Raw genomic sequence first — 14,848 nt, 5'->3', positions numbered from 1 at the left:
ATTCGCTATTTAAATGCAAACTTCCGCCGTGCAAAAGGAATATGATTTTGTGATTGTTGGGAGCGGACTGGGCGGTCTGGCTTGCGCCAACATCCTGGCTATGGAAGGTTACAGTGTGGTGGTACTGGAAAAAAACCACCAGATCGGCGGGCATTTGCAGGTTTACAGCCGTGATAAAAGTATTTTCGACACCGGCGTGCATTATGTAGGCGGGTTGGACGAGGGTGAAAATCTCTACCAGTTTTTCAAATATTTCGGCATTCTCGACAAGCTGAAACTGAAACGCCTCGACGACGACCAATTCGATCTGATCCGTTTCGACGACGGTTGCGAATACGCCTACGCACAAGGATTGGAGAATTTTGAGCAAAAACTCATCTCCTACTTCCCCGAAGAAACGGAAGCCATCCGCGCCTATTGCCGGAAACTGACCGAAACCTGCGAGAAATTCCCGCTTTACAACCTCGAAACCGCGGGCGAAAACTACCTCGCCGACGAAAACCTGCTTTCCCTGAATGCCTACGACTACATTGCCTCCCTCACCGACAACGTACGGCTGCGGAATGTGCTCGCGGGCAGTAACCTTTTGTATGCCGGCGTGAAGCACAAGACGCCGTTTTATGTCCACGCGCTCATCATGAAAAGCTACCTGACTGGCGCCTATAAATTCGTGGACGGCGGCTCGCAGATCGCCATTCAGCTTAGCCGGTCGGTGAGGCAGCATGGCGGGGAGATTTACAAACATAAAAAGGTGGTTTCGGCCCGCTATGACGAGAAAGGCCACATTACCGAAGTGGTATGCGAAAACGGGGAGGCTTTCCGCGGGAAGGAATTTATCTCGAATGTACACCCGGCTGTTACGATCGACATTTTCGGGCAGGAGCGGTTTTTAAGTGTTTACAAAAACCGTGTCCAAACGCTTGAAAACAGCATTTCTACATTCCTGGTACACATTTCATTCCAGGAAAACAGTTTTGACTACCTGAATTACAACATTTACCAGCACCATATCGACGACGTCTGGGATGGCGTGGAATATGCGCAGGCTACCTGGCCGCAGACCTACTTTATTTGTACACCCTACATTTCAAAAAAAGGCGCGTACGCCGACTCGATGTCGATCATGTGCTATATGAATGCCTGCGAAACGGCCGAATGGGCCGGTACTTTCAGCACCGTGGCCGAGCCGGGCAAGCGGGATGCGGAGTATGCGCAGTTCAAAAAAAACCGGGAAGCGCAGGTGATCGCGCGGCTGGAAACGGTGTTCCCGGGCATTACGGCAAAGATCAAAACCGTGCACAGTGCTTCGCCGCTCACATTCCGGGATTATATCGGTAATGGCAACGGCACGATGTACGGCATTCTCAAAGATTCGGCCTCGCCGATGAAGACGCGGATCAATACCCGCACCAAAATCCCAAACTTGCATTTAACGGGCCAGAATGTGTCATTGCATGGAATTTTGGGGGTGACCGTCAGCGCATTTGTAACGTGCTTCTCATTTGTAGATAAAGAAAAACTCATTCAAAAAGTAAAAAACGCCTAATATGCAAACTGTCGATGTGCTGGTTATTGGGGCCGGCCCTGCCGGAACTGTCGCGGCTTCTTACCTGAAAAAGCAAGGCTACGACGTCACCATCCTTGAAAAAGAAAAATTCCCCCGCTTCCAGATCGGGGAAAGCCTGCTGCCTTGCTGTATGGAGCATTTGACAGAAGCCGGCCTGCGCGAGGCCATCGAGCCGCTGAATTTCCAGAAAAAAACAGGCGCGGCATTCATGCGCGGGGAAAAGCGCTGCGAGTTCCTGTTCGAAGATCAGTTTACCCAGGGCTGGACGTGGACCTGGCAGGTAAAACGGGCCGATTTCGATAACAAACTGGCCGAAGCCACGCGGAAGAAAGGGGTTGACGTCAATTTCGAATGCGAGGTAACCGCCGTCCAATGCGGGCCCGACAAGCAAATCGTCGATTATAAGGATGCGGAAGGCAATCCGCAGCGTATTGAAGCAAAATTCATTATCGATTCCAGCGGTTACGGGCGCGTTTTGCCGAGGCTTTTCAATCTCAGCAAGCCATCCGCATTCACGCCGCGCGGCGCTGTGTTCTCCCATTTGGAAGACAAAAACCGCTCGGAAGAAGCCAGCAACAATATTTTCGTGCATTCGTTCGACAACAACAAGTCGTGGATCTGGGCGATCCCCTTCTCGGATGGTTCAACTTCGGTAGGTATCGTCGGTGACCGGGAGAAGATCGAGGCATTGGCTGAAAACAATGGCGAGAAGTACAAGGAATTTGTCCGCAATTTCGAAGACCTCAGTGGCCGTTTCAAAGAATCCAATTTCAAATTCGAGCCGCGGGCGATTCTGGGCTATTCAATCGGCGTTACCCAAATGTCGGGCGAAGGTTTTGTCCTTTCGGGCAACAGTACCGAGTTCCTCGACCCTATTTTCTCTTCTGGTGTTACATTCGCCACCGCATCCGGCCTGCTTTCAGCCAAAATGACCCACAGGCATTTACAGGGCGAAACCGTGGATTGGAAGAAAGAATACGAAGAAGTGATCCAGAAAGGTATCGATGTGTTCCGCAGCTATGTTAGCGGCTGGTATACCGGTGATTTTCAGACGATTGTATTTGCCAAACATATCGACGAAGATATCAAACGACAAATCTGCTCGGTACTCGCCGGCTACGTTTGGGACCAGAACAATCCTTTCGTGAAAAAGCACGATACCATCCTTCCTACGCTCGCTAAGGTGATCAAAATGAAGGAAAAAGCGGAAGAAGCAGGTTCCTGAGCGATATCAGGAACCGAGTAATATAAACCCGTGCTGCGAAGCCTTATAATGATTGTAGATCAGGATATGCTTCGGAGTGCGGGTATTTTTTTGCGCCCACACGCACGCCTGAGGCACGCGGTTGCCTGCGATCACGTGCGCCCCCATCCACGTCGCGAACGCGGAAGCCGTTGGGTAATCGCCGACCATATTTTTGTAGGTGTAGCAATTACTCCCTTCAAATAGTGCCTTTTGCAGGTTGAAATACCAGTGGTCCGTTCGGTTATCGCCGCTGATACCCATGATCACCGCGTCGATGTCCGTCGCTTGCAGGCCGTTTCTTTGTAAAAAGGCATTTACGACCAGCGCCAGCTCCTTTTCTGCAAGGTTATTGCTTTGGAAAACATCCCGGATCTGCGCAACTGCATTCTGCGTCCGCTCCGCATCGACGACAAACATCGCCGAACCCTCCCCGTTGGCAGAGCCTGGGGAATCGAGCGTAAGCAAGTTTTCGGACGTAAAATAGCCGGTTTTAAAAGAGCCAGCCAGAAGGTCGATATTATGGTTATAGTCTGAAATCTCTTCAATACTCCCTACCAGGAACGTCTTGCCGCGCTTTTCTTCCAGCAGGAGCATGGTATCGAGCAATGCAGCCTCGAATGCGAGGCCCTTGTGCACGTGGGTGGTGTTATAACCCGTCGTCTTGCTCATCAATGCGAGGTTACCGGCTACCGCATTGGGCGTGCTTTGTACAAAATTGGTCGGGGTAAGCGTGCCCTCGTCGTAGTCGACGATCTGGTTCAGGAATTTGAGACAATCTTCCAGGCCGCCGTTTGCGGTACCAAGGACGATCCCTTCAATCTGTGCGTCCTGCATGAGCGGAAGGCCCGCTCCTACTCCCATGCGTACCGCTTTGCCCATCCTTCGGAGCAAGCCGGCGGGAATAAGCTGACCATATGCAGGTTCAACGGCAATGTACCTGTCGCCTTCATGCACTTTGATATCGCCTTCGAAAAAAGCATTGTCAAATGTGCGCTGGGGCGATATGCAGGCTGAATCGGTAATATACATTCTTAAAATTTAACGCTGGTGGTGTCGGCTACCCGGTGCGGTTATCGCGCGTCGGTGATAAACTTCGCGATTTCGGCGGCGTACGCATCGGCGTACTTCGCTTTCTCATCTTCGGTCCAGCCCAATTCGCGTGCCATCAGATCAGCAACAACCGGCAGGGAGTTTAAGGTTTCATCCCAATCCGTAATTTCGAGGCGGATGCGGCGGGCCAGGAAGTCGCGCGGGGTGACCACCATCTCATTGCGTACCGCGTGTACCACCTCGGCGCGGATGTAGGGGTGCGCGGGGCTGAGCCTTTCCTGCAACTGCGCATCCTCGCGTGCGAGCGACGCGACCAGGTGCGCACGTGAGCCGTATTTGAGCGCCAAATGCCGCGAAATGTCCTCAGGCAGCCCAAATTGCGCCTGAATATCCTTCCAGCTTTTCTTCCGGTAGTTTTCGCCCCCGGCCAATACGTAATCGGCGGTTTTGCAAATTCTGGGTTCACCCATAACCTTGTCAGCCTCGTCGATGGCATCTTTCGCCATGAGCCGGTAGGTTGTCCATTTCCCACCCAGCAGGCTGATCAGCCCCGATGCCAGGTCCAGCTCCACCTCGTGGTCGCGCACGAGACTTTTGGTCGATTTGGTAGGATCGGCTGCCAGCAATGGCCGCAATCCGCCGAAACCGGCCCGGAGTTCGCTTGCATCGATGGGTTTGGCGAGGTACGGATTCAATGTAGCCGCGAGGTATTCCCTTTCCTTGCGATTGAGCGTCGGTTCGGCGTCTATTTCCTCACATTCCGTATCGGTGGTACCGATCATCGTCGAGCCTTCGAACGGTATCGCAAACACGACGCGGCCATCGGAGGTTTTCGGGATGAGCATCGCGTATTCGCTGTTCAATGTATTGTGTGGCAATGCCAGGTGCACGCCTTTGCTGGGACGGATGCGCTCGCTTAATGCAGCATTCGCCATCAGTCGGACATGGTCGGAAAACGGGCCGGTGCAGTTGATCACGAGCTTTGTGCGGATGGTCACCGCTTTTCCACTCAATGCGTCAGCGGCTTGCACAGCCTGTATGCTGCCATTTTCATCCTTGCCAAAACCCTTTACTTCCACATAGTTAGCTACTGCTGCGCCATTCTCGGATGCGGATTGCGCCAATGCGAGGCAATAGCGCGCGTCGTCGAGCTGGCCGTCGAAATACAGCACGCCGCTGTGCAGCTTTTTCCTGTCCAGCGTCGGGATTTTCGCGAGCACTTCCTTCTTGTTGAGCCACTGGCTTTTCGGCAACGTATCATTGGTAGCGAACCGGTCGTACAACGAAAGCCCTATCGTGAAGTACAGTCCTTCGATCCACGAATTTACGGGCGTCATGAGCGCGAGCGGGCGCGCGAGGTGCGGCGCATTTTTCAACACAATGTGTCGTTCTTCCAATCCGTGCCGAACCTGCTTCAATTGCGCGAAATCGAGCTTTTTGAATGCCTGTTCCAGGTAACGGACACCGCCGTGAATGAGCTTGGTAGAGCGCGAGGAAGTTTCGGAGGCGAAGTCTTTTTTATCAATAAGGGCCACCTTATACCCTCTTAAAACCGCATCCAGGGCACATCCCGCCCCGCTGGCGCCAGCACCGATGATGACGATATCGAACAATTCATTTTGTAACCTGGCAAGCGATGTGGTGCGGTTCATTGAGACTTAATGCGTATTCAGCGTAGTTGTGACCAGCTGCAAAAATACAAAGTTGCGCCCGGAAAAACCCATATTATCAAATCTATATGCGTTGGCAATTTTGGTATAATAATTGCATCTTACCCGCAAGAAAGTTAACATTACCGCTACCTTTCATTTACAAACACAATTCATTCCATTAACCAAAATCTCACAAACATGGGCTTAATCTCTTTTATCAAAGGTGTTGGAGAAAAAGTATTCGGTGGTAAAGATGCTCCCGCAGCAGCTCCTACCCCGGAAGCGGAACCGTTGCGTGCCAGCGCATTGCTCGCGCACGTGAAGTCGCTCGGACTTTCCTACAATAGCCTCACCGTAAAAACCTCGGGCGATACGGTTACCCTCGAAGGCGAAGTCGCCAAACAGGAGGATGCCGAAAAAATCGCATTGGCGGTAGGCAATGTGGAAGGCGTAGAGGTGGTCGATAACCGCTTGCAGGTAGCCACCCCCGAGCCCGAAGCCACTTACCACACGGTAGTAAAAGGCGACACGCTCTCCAAAATCGCCCAGACCGTTTACGGAGACATGATGAAATACCCTATCATTTTCGAAGCCAACAAGCCAATGCTGAAAGATCCGGATCTGATTTATCCGGGACAGGTGTTGCGGATTCCGGCGGTGAAGTGATGGTTTTGACCGCCGACCACTGACGGCCGACCGCCGATCGCATGTTACTGCCCTGACGCAAAAGAACAAGCATTCGGCCGTCGGCGGTCATCACAACAACCTTACCATACAAAAAAAGGACGCCTCTCACGAGCCGTCCTTTTTTCAATGCATTATCGAAACGCTTAGTCTTCCGCTGCTACTACGTTCAACGTAACTTTGTGTTTCACTTCTTTGTGAAGGTCGATCAATGCGGCGTAAGTACCGATTGATTTCACATCATCCACAGTGATTTTCTTACGGTCGATATCGAAGCCTTTTGCTTTCAGGCTGTCAGCCACCTGTGTGTTGGTAACACGTCCGAAGATACGGCCGCTTTCACCTACCACAGTTTTGATATCGATTACCAGCTCGCCGATCGCTGTTGCGATGTCTTCCGCGTCTTTTTTCAGCTTTTCAGCTTTGTGCGCAGCCTGACGTACGTTTTCAGTAACGATTTTGCGGTTGGAGGCATTTGCCAGCAACGCAAAACCCTGAGGGATCAGGTAGTTACGACCGTAACCTGCTTTCACAGTCACGATATCGTTCTTGTAACCTACCCCTGCTATATCTGTTAAAAGTATGATTTCCATTATGATAGCTCTTTACTGTATTATTTCAATTGGTCAGCAACAAACGGCAACAGGGCCAGGTGACGTGCTCTTTTGATCGCCTGTGATACTTTGCGCTGATATTTCAAGCTTGTACCGGTAAGGCGGCGTGGAAGGATTTTACCTTGCTCGTTCACAAGTTTCAGGAGGAAATCCGGGTTCTTGTAATCGATGTATTTGATGCCTGCTTTTTTGAAACGGCAGTATTTTTTGCGGTTAATGTTTTTTTCAACCGGCTCGTTTACGAGTGACATAGCTTATGCGTTTTCGGTTTTTGACTCAGTTGCTTCTTCTTTCTTCTTGCCTACCAGACCCTTACGTTTCTTCTCGTTGTAAGCAATTGAATGCTTATCCAGGGCGATAGTCATAAAACGCAAAACGCGCTCGTCACGACGGAACTCGGTTTCCAAAACGTCCACCACGTTTCCTTCGTTCGCAGTATATTCTACTACGTGATAGAAACCTGAGTTTTTCTTTTGGATAGGGTAGGCCAGCTTGCGCAATCCCCAGTTTTCTTCATGTACAATCTTCGCACCGTTGGAAGTGATGATTGTCGTGAATTTTTCAACGGCGTCCTTTGCCTGGGCCTCAGACAAAATGGGAGTTAGAATGAACACCGTTTCATATTGCTTAGACATACGGTAATTGGTTATTGTATGATAAATTAAAAACCTCATTCTGACACAATGATCAAAATGAGGGTGCAAAAATAGGGCTTGGAATTTAGAATTCCAAGCCCTGCAATGACTTAACCGAAGTTACCGCCTATTATTTCACGGTAAAATCGCCCTGGCCGATCTTGAAGCCTTCGCTGTACAGCTCGATCACGTACTTGCCGTCTTTCATCGGAATACCGCCGCGGCCGTAGAAAATGTCAACCGACTGCCCCGTATTCGTAAAGCTCACAGTTTGTTTCGAGCTGAAAATCAATTCTTTGCCATTGTGCATGAATGAACCGGAGCCCGTTGCCATATCCGACAGCACCGCGCCATCCGGATCGAGTACGCGCAGGTAAATGTCTTTTTCATTCTGCTTCGCCACCGCATTCTCGGCCAGCTTGAAGTTCACTCTCAGCTTATCGATGCGTTTTGCCCGGTATTTACCGCCTTCACGCTCTTTGCCTTTCGAAGAAACCGCGTTCACGCTCACACTCTCCGCGTGGAGTGCGGATGCCAGCGTTACTTTGTCGGCAAGTTCCTTGTTTTGTGCAGAATAGGTCGATACCGAGTCAGCGAGCAACTGCTTTTCCGATTCCAGGCCGGTCACTTTCTGGTTCAGCTCTTCGTTTTTGGTAGTGGCAATGCCGAGCTCTTGTCTCAGACGCGCAATTTCCCCGTCTTTCTCAGACAAAACCGATTCGTAGTTTTTGATCTTCTGGTTGTAATTCGCCGCCGAATAGGTGCTGGCATTTTTGAGTTCCTTCTTATCCTTTTCGAGCTGCGCCTTCAATGCCACCAGCGAGTCGACGCTGCCGCCCAGCTTCTGGATTTCTGCAATTTTAATGTCGAGCTCTGTGGAAATGGAATCCAGTTTGGTTTTAATGGAAAGTACCTCCTCGGTTTTGGCGGTAATGATCTCGTCTTTCGCGAGGTTTTCCTGCTTCTCGTGATATATAAAGTAAACAAGCACCAAATTAAGCAACAGCAAAACGGCCAATGCGGCCCATAGTAGCGTTTTTCTGTCTTGCTTTTGTTCCTGGTTGTAGTCCATACAGAAGGTTAAATTTTGAATTTAGTTGGTAAAAGAAGTATGTTTTTTTCAATTTTGAAATACGCCAACAGCGATTTATAGCTTCCGGTGAATAAATAACCGGATTAACTGCTTAATTATCAATTTTTTAGCACCTCTACATGCCTTCCATAGCCGAAAACCTGGCCCATATACAACAAGGACTCCGCAAAGAAACACGACTCGTCGCGGTTACAAAAACCAAGCCAACCACCTTACTCACCGAGGCTTACGAGGCCGGGGCAAGGCTTTTCGGGGAAAATAAGGTGCAGGAAATGGTAGCCAAATACGAAGCCCTTCCCAAAGACATCGAATGGCACATGATCGGGCATTTGCAGACCAACAAGGTTAAATATATGGCGCCGTTCGTTAGCCTGGTGCATTCGGTGGATAGTTTTAAACTGCTTAAAGAAATTAATAAGGAAGCAAAAAAGAACGATCGGGTAATTGCCTGTCTTTTACAGATTTATATTGCAAAAGAAGAAACCAAATTCGGCCTTTCCGAAGAAGAGGCATTGGAAATTATCACCTCTTCCGAGCTTGCTGCATTAAGTAATGTAAAAATCGCGGGACTGATGGGCATGGCCTCCAATACCGACGACCTGAATGTGGTAAGGGCTGAATTCCGCGGTTTGAAAAACACGTTCGAATCCTTCAAAGCACACGAAAACGAGCAGGTTACCATGCGCGAACTCTCCATGGGCATGAGCGGCGATTACCTCATCGCCCAGGAAGAAGGCAGCACGCTCGTACGCGTGGGAAGCGCGATTTTCGGTTCACGATAGCACTTTTGGCGCATTATCAGCGCTTTTTTCCAGCACCGATTTCACCTGCTCCTGCACGAAGTCAAACGGCAGCTGCGCACAAGGCAGCCCTGCCTTCCTTACCAGCAATGCATTCTCCTGCCGGCCATACCTGCCCGAATAGGGATTATAATTCAGGAAGTTATTGAGCGCGCCCATCAGGATAATGCCGAATGTGCCGGTTGCATTCCCCAAATGCGACGGTCCGCTGTCGAGCCCGATGAAAAACGACGCCCGGCGGATCACTTCCGCGGTTTCCAGAATGCTCAGCTGGCCGCAAAGGTTACGGTATGCAGGGGTACTAACATTCAAATTGCTTTCCAGGCCAATTTCAACCAACTGGTAATCATATTGTTCCGCCAGCCAATGGACCAGCTGGTTCCAGCGATCGGCAGGCCAGTCTTTGGGCTCATAATTCGAGCGGCAATGCATTACAATGAATTTTTCGGGCAAACCGAGATTATCCACTTTCGCTTTGTGCGACGGTTGCAGGTACAAGCGCGGCTGGTCGTCGGCGGGGAAGGCTGTTTTCGGAGGAATGAGATCGCCTGTCTGCGCGAAAACTTCCAGCAGGTTGCCGTAATCAAAGTAGTTGAAAACATTGATGTCGCGCTGCAATGCTACCGGGTTTTCCGTAAACACCTGGCATTTAGGACAATGGTTATTATTTCTGAATTGCAGTTCAAAAACTTTATCGAACACATTACCTTCCATCAGTACACGCCGCTCCGTCACGCAGAATTCTTTGAAAACCTCATCCACATTCGGATTATGCGCCACAAGCTCCGCGAATGCTGGCTTCGCAAACCAGACGATGTGCGCATCCGGATACTGCTCGCGCACGTAACGCGAGATCGGCTCAGCGGCCACAATATCCCCGAAATGCTCCGTACGAATGATCGCGATCAGCTCCTGCCCTTTTTTCAGCCTGCTTTTCACGCCCCGGAAATGCGTCCGGGCCCGGCGGCCTTTCAAATGCGCTTTGGCAATGTGTGTATATTTATGATAGCGGTGCGTCCACAGCTGAATGAAGCGTTCTATGGTCATTGGTCTGATCGTTTCCCTTTGGCCGGCATTCCAAAATGCCTTTCCGAAGCGCGCAAGTTAATAAAATTGCCAGAAAGAGTTGGTCGCGCCTGCGTCCGCACCTAACTTTACCACGCCGATCCGACCGGATTCTACTGAACGGCAAACGGCTTTTTTCACAATTTAACCATTACCAGATACCGGTTTACGATATGAAATTCATGATACAGGCAGGCGGCATACTCGGCGCGCTGGCCGTCTCGCTCGGCGCATTCGGCGCACATGCATTAAAAGGAATGCTGGAAGCTTCGGGCCGCACCGAAACATTTGAAACAGCCGTAAAATACCAGTTTTACCACGCGCTCGCGATGGTGCTCGTGGGCATACTCATGCAACGCGCAGGCGAAGACGCGGTACGCATGCTCGGATGGGCAGGAAACGCATTCGCCATCGGCGTGATCATCTTCTCCGGCTCCTTGTACGCGATCTGCTTCACAGGCATCACCAAATTCGGCGCAACGGCACCAATAGGCGGAGTGGCGCTGATTGTTGGGTGGGTGCTGATGATTTTGGCGGCGGGGAAGTTTTGAATGAGTGAATGAGTTATGAGTTAATGAGTCAATGAGTCAAGAGTGAATTTTGAATGATTGACCGGTGCGATGATTGAATGAGGCGCCGTGGAACGGGGAACGAGTGACCGGGTCGCCGGTGCGATGAGTATGGTATTTAAATGGGAGTGTTGCGTGCTTAAATGCCGTTAGGCATGTAATATTGGTAGAAAAACCTTTGTCCGAAAGTTCTAAAATGCCCTTGGGCATGTAACAACCTAGCCGATGCGTTGCTGTTGGATCCCTGACGGGATTTTAAAAACGTTTACGTTTCGATTTCTACCAATATTACATCGCTACGCGATTTACTCAGGTTCAAATATCCATTTGCGGCCAAAAGTCCGTTCGCCCGGAATAGCTCACCGTCCTTAACCACAAACTCAATCATCGCATTGGCGAACCATTCACTCATTCCCCGTTCCACGGCGGCTCATTCGAAATTGAATCATTCAATCATCGCACCGGCGACCCGGTCAATCATTCAATCATTCAATCAATCAATCAATCAATCAATCAATCAATCAATCAATCATTCCCCGTTCCACGGCGGCTCATTCAATCATTCAAAATCATCCCCGCGAAAGCGTAAACGGCCTCTGGGCGTCGATTTTCAGGAAAATGAAAAGTAGTACCGAGAACGACCACAGCGACGAGCCGCCGTAGCTGAAAAACGGCAGCGGAATACCGATTACAGGCATTAACCCGATGGTCATCCCGACATTGACCAGGAAATGGAAGAAGATGATCCCTGCCACGCAATAGCCGTATACCCGCGCGAAGCGGCTACGCTGTCGCTCGGCGAGTACTACCAGGCGGGATATTAATGTTACAAAAAGAAATACCACCACGGCAGTCCCGAGGAAACCGTGCTCCTCTCCTACTGTGCAGAAAATAAAGTCGGTGCTTTGTTCGGGCACGAAGTCGAATTTGGTTTGCGTGCCTTGTAAAAAGCCCTTGCCGGTAATCCCGCCGGAACCGATGGCGATTTTCGACTGGATTACGTTCCAGCCGATGCCGCGCGGGTCGGAATCCGGGTCCAGAAGCACCATAATGCGGCCGCGCTGGTGTTTTTGGAGTACATTATTCATAAAGAAATCCACGCCGAACACAATCCCGATCATGGCAAATGCGACGATGATCGTAGCCCAGAGCCCGCCCCGACGGCGCGTCATAACCGGCATCAGCCAGATCACCAATCCGGCGATCACGATAATGGCCCCGGCAATGTACCATTTCACAAAGAGCAATGTGATGATCAGCAAAGCCGCACCGATCATGCCGATCGCCGGGATGAAACCAGGCATTCCTTCACGGTACAATACGATGGCGAAGGACGCAAAAACGAGCATGGAACCCGTTTCGTTCGACAAAAGGATGAGGAATGCAGGCAATGCGATGATCCCCATAATCGGGTAGTAATCCTTTAATTTCCGGTTCAGGCTGATCGCCGGATCGCTCAGGTATTTGGAGATCGCCAGACTCACCGCCAGTTTCGAAAACTCGGCCGGCTGCAACGAAAACCCACCCAGCTTGATCCAGGACCGCGAGCCGTTGATGTTGGACCCCGCAAATAGCACCACCACCAGCAGGAATATGACCACCGCGTAGATCACGAAAGAGAAAGTTTCGTAAAACTTATAATCGATCACCAGGATACAAATGATGAGCAATGCGGCCGTTCCGATCCACATCAGCTGCTTTCCCGCATTGTTCGACAGGTCGAACATGCTCGTGTGCGCTTCCGGGTTGTACACCGCAGCGTAGATATTCAACCAGCCAATGGTGAGGCAAGCGATGTAAATCAGCACCACCATCCAGTCCACGTTCTTGGTAATCGGCTTGCTTTCAGGCATTTTAATATCGATTTGAAGTTCTTAAAGCGCTTTTTGCTTCGGCAAAGTTACCGGTCCTCTCATAGCGGCCGGATTGGCGGGATGCGGTGCGCCCGGCAGGCGGTTAGCAGGGTCGTTCGGGTCACCCGTCGGCTTTTTCACCGGCTCGGTCTTCTTCGTTTCCTCGGCTTTCTTCGTCTCCGTTTCTCCCGGTTTTTTGGTGGTCGGCAACACTACTTTGCTCATCAGGTCGAGCTTCATCATCCGCTCTTCCAGCGCCTTGTTGGTCACCTTGCGGCTGAGGTACTTTTCGATAATAAGGTTGGCAATAGGTGCCGCCGCCTGCCCACCCGCACCCGCATTCTCCACGAATACCGCAATGGCAATTTTGGGATCTTCCACCGGTGCGAATGCGATAAAAATCGAGTGGTCGTCCCCGCGCTTGTTCTGCGAAGTACCCGTTTTACCTGCAATGGAAATACCTTCCACCCGCGAGCGCCGCGCAGTACCCGCCTCCACAGCCCCGATCATCCCTTCGATCACCGGCTCGAAATTATGCGCGTCCACGCCGGTTTCATGTCTTTCGAGGAACTCCGGTTTTACACTTTTCTTGTCGCCGATGCCGTGGATCACATGTGGCGTGTAGTAGTACCCGCGGTTCGCGATAATGGCGGCCACGTTCGCCATTTTCAAAGGCGTGATCAGCAACTCGCCCTCGCCGATGCTGAGCGAGTAAATGTTCGAGAACTTCCAGCGGTATTCGCCGTAAAAGCGGTCGTAATATTTTTTATTGGGCAAATTCCCCTTGTACTCGCTGGGCAAATCGATCCCGAGCCGTTGTCCGATCCCAAACTTCGCAATGTTGTCGTGCCAGGCGTCGAGGCCTACGGCAGAGGCTTTGAAGGTGTTTTGGATATTGTTTTTGTAAATCAGTCTTCTGAATACATTGTAAAAATACGGGTTGCATGAATGCGTCACCCCGAGCGCAACTGTACTCGTCGCGGGGTGATTGTGGCATCCTACGGGGCAGTTGGCATGCGTGAAACCGCTTCCGGGCGTAATCACGCCTTCCTGCAAGCCGATCAGCGCCTGGATCAGTTTGAATGTGGAACCCGGCCGGTAGCTGGCCATAACAGGCCGGTTGAACAGCGGCTTGTAAGGGTTTCGTACCAGTGCGGCGAAGTTTTTGGAAAAGTAGCGGCTTGCGAGAATGTTAGGGTCGTAAGTCGGGGCGGAAACCATGGAAATGATCTGGCCCGTCTTCGGTTCGATCGCCACCACGCTTCCTACTTTGTTCAGCATCAGGCTGTCGGCATACTGCTGGACTTCCAGATCGAGCCCGGTGTAGAGGTTTTCACCCGCCACCGCCATGGTATCGAGCTCCCCGTTTTTCCAGGGACCTTTGTACACGCCGGCCACGTTTTGCATTACAAACTTGGTACCCCTCTTTCCCCGCAACTCATTTTCATAAATGCGCTCCACACCGCTCTGGCCAATGTAATCGCCCTGGCGGTAATAGGGTTCTTCCTGTTTTTCCAACTGGCCTTTCGTAATCTCACTCACATACCCGAGCGTGTTCGCGAGCGTGGGTGCCGTGTAGGTGCGCAGGGAGCTTTTGGCAAATTCAAAACCCGAGTAATCGACCATAATGTCCTGGATCGACGCAAAATCTTCCTTCGAAAGCTGCCGCAGGAAAAGCGAAGGCTTCATACGGCTATATGTGCTGGCGGCATTCATAAGGCTGTCGAAATCGCGCCTTTGAATGCCTACCACCTGGCAAAAACGGAGCGTATCGTCCATTCTTACCTTAGAGGGCGTCACCAGCAGGTCGTAAACGGGGGTATTATATACGATGAGCTTTCCGTAGCGGTCATAGATCTGCCCGCGGAATGGGATTTCAGTAACACGCTTGATGGAATTGCTCGACGATTCGATGGAATAACTTTCATCCAGCACTTGTAGATAGAAAAGTCGCAGCAAGTATATTATCCCAACTAAAGCGAAAAAACCAATGATAACAAATCGACGACTTTCGAGCATT

The 14,848-nt window shown here is 50.9% G+C and carries 14 protein-coding genes; 5 read left to right on the top strand and 9 right to left on the bottom strand.

Features of this window, described 5'->3' with window-relative positions; all coding sequences use genetic code 11:
- Nucleotides 1–13: 13 nt before the first annotated feature.
- Nucleotides 14–1,546, top strand: coding sequence for a phytoene desaturase family protein (locus BLQ88_RS27950; RefSeq protein WP_090156311.1), 1,533 nt, complete (start codon nt 14–16; stop codon nt 1,544–1,546).
- Nucleotide 1,547: 1 nt separating this feature from the next.
- A complete protein-coding gene (locus tag BLQ88_RS27945) occupies nt 1,548–2,792 on the top strand; it encodes an NAD(P)/FAD-dependent oxidoreductase (RefSeq protein WP_090156310.1) in 1,245 nt (414 codons plus the stop codon).
- A gap of 6 nt (nt 2,793–2,798) precedes the next feature.
- On the opposite strand, the gene BLQ88_RS27940 is transcribed toward BLQ88_RS27945, so the two are convergent.
- Nucleotides 2,799–3,842, bottom strand: coding sequence for a beta-ketoacyl synthase chain length factor (locus BLQ88_RS27940; RefSeq protein ID WP_090156309.1), 1,044 nt, complete (start codon nt 3,840–3,842; stop codon nt 2,799–2,801).
- A gap of 41 nt (nt 3,843–3,883) precedes the next feature.
- A complete protein-coding gene (locus BLQ88_RS27935; RefSeq protein ID WP_090156308.1) occupies nt 3,884–5,515 on the bottom strand; it encodes a glycerol-3-phosphate dehydrogenase/oxidase in 1,632 nt (543 codons plus the stop codon).
- 198 nt (nt 5,516–5,713) lie between these two features.
- Here BLQ88_RS27935 and lysM point away from each other — a divergent pair, with 198 nt between their 5' ends.
- On the top strand, nt 5,714–6,181 hold the full coding sequence (lysM, locus tag BLQ88_RS27930) for a peptidoglycan-binding protein LysM (protein WP_090156307.1): 468 nt from the start codon (nt 5,714–5,716) through the stop codon (nt 6,179–6,181).
- A gap of 164 nt (nt 6,182–6,345) precedes the next feature.
- Here the strand turns inward: lysM and rplI are convergent, their stop codons facing one another.
- From rplI to BLQ88_RS27910, 4 genes are all read right to left on the bottom strand, one after another.
- A complete protein-coding gene (gene rplI / locus BLQ88_RS27925) occupies nt 6,346–6,792 on the bottom strand; it encodes a 50S ribosomal protein L9 (RefSeq protein WP_090156306.1) in 447 nt (148 codons plus the stop codon).
- 20 nt (nt 6,793–6,812) lie between these two features.
- Entirely contained in the window at nt 6,813–7,064 is a 252-nt protein-coding gene (gene rpsR, locus BLQ88_RS27920; RefSeq protein ID WP_015811483.1) for a 30S ribosomal protein S18, read from the bottom strand.
- A gap of 3 nt (nt 7,065–7,067) precedes the next feature.
- Nucleotides 7,068–7,448, bottom strand: a complete 381-nt coding sequence (rpsF, locus tag BLQ88_RS27915) for a 30S ribosomal protein S6 (RefSeq protein ID WP_090156305.1) — start codon at nt 7,446–7,448, stop codon at nt 7,068–7,070.
- A gap of 130 nt (nt 7,449–7,578) precedes the next feature.
- Complete coding sequence (locus tag BLQ88_RS27910; RefSeq protein ID WP_090156304.1) at nt 7,579–8,520, bottom strand: DUF8428 domain-containing protein; 942 nt, start codon at nt 8,518–8,520, stop codon at nt 7,579–7,581.
- Between the two features lie 140 nt (nt 8,521–8,660).
- Here BLQ88_RS27910 and BLQ88_RS27905 point away from each other — a divergent pair, with 140 nt between their 5' ends.
- Nucleotides 8,661–9,323 carry a YggS family pyridoxal phosphate-dependent enzyme gene (locus tag BLQ88_RS27905; protein ID WP_090156303.1) on the top strand — a complete coding sequence of 221 codons (663 nt, stop codon included), beginning with the start codon at nt 8,661–8,663 and terminating at the stop codon, nt 9,321–9,323.
- Here BLQ88_RS27905 and BLQ88_RS27900 read toward each other — a convergent pair.
- A complete protein-coding gene (locus tag BLQ88_RS27900) occupies nt 9,315–10,388 on the bottom strand; it encodes a glycosyltransferase family 9 protein (protein WP_090156302.1) in 1,074 nt (357 codons plus the stop codon). The genes BLQ88_RS27905 and BLQ88_RS27900 overlap by 9 nt on opposite strands.
- Nucleotides 10,389–10,579: 191 nt before the next feature.
- On the opposite strand from BLQ88_RS27900, the gene BLQ88_RS27895 reads away from it, so the two are divergent.
- Nucleotides 10,580–10,957, top strand: coding sequence for a DUF423 domain-containing protein (locus tag BLQ88_RS27895; protein ID WP_090156301.1), 378 nt, complete (start codon nt 10,580–10,582; stop codon nt 10,955–10,957).
- Between the two features lie 587 nt (nt 10,958–11,544).
- Here the strand turns inward: BLQ88_RS27895 and rodA are convergent.
- Together rodA and BLQ88_RS27880 are read right to left on the bottom strand one after the other, a co-directional pair.
- The gene (rodA, locus tag BLQ88_RS27885; protein ID WP_090156299.1) at nt 11,545–12,828 is read right to left on the bottom strand and encodes a rod shape-determining protein RodA; all 1,284 of its coding nucleotides are present in this window, start codon (nt 12,826–12,828) and stop codon (nt 11,545–11,547) included.
- 21 nt (nt 12,829–12,849) lie between these two features.
- Nucleotides 12,850–14,847, bottom strand: coding sequence for a penicillin-binding transpeptidase domain-containing protein (locus BLQ88_RS27880; protein ID WP_090156298.1), 1,998 nt, complete (start codon nt 14,845–14,847; stop codon nt 12,850–12,852).
- Nucleotide 14,848 lies beyond the last annotated feature (1 nt).

Origin of the sequence: Dyadobacter soli, assembly GCF_900101885.1 — a bacterium.
Taxonomy (GTDB): Bacteria; Bacteroidota; Bacteroidia; order Cytophagales; family Spirosomataceae; genus Dyadobacter; species Dyadobacter soli.
Note: the sequence above shows the minus strand (reverse complement) of the source record. Positions and strands in the feature narration are given on the sequence as shown.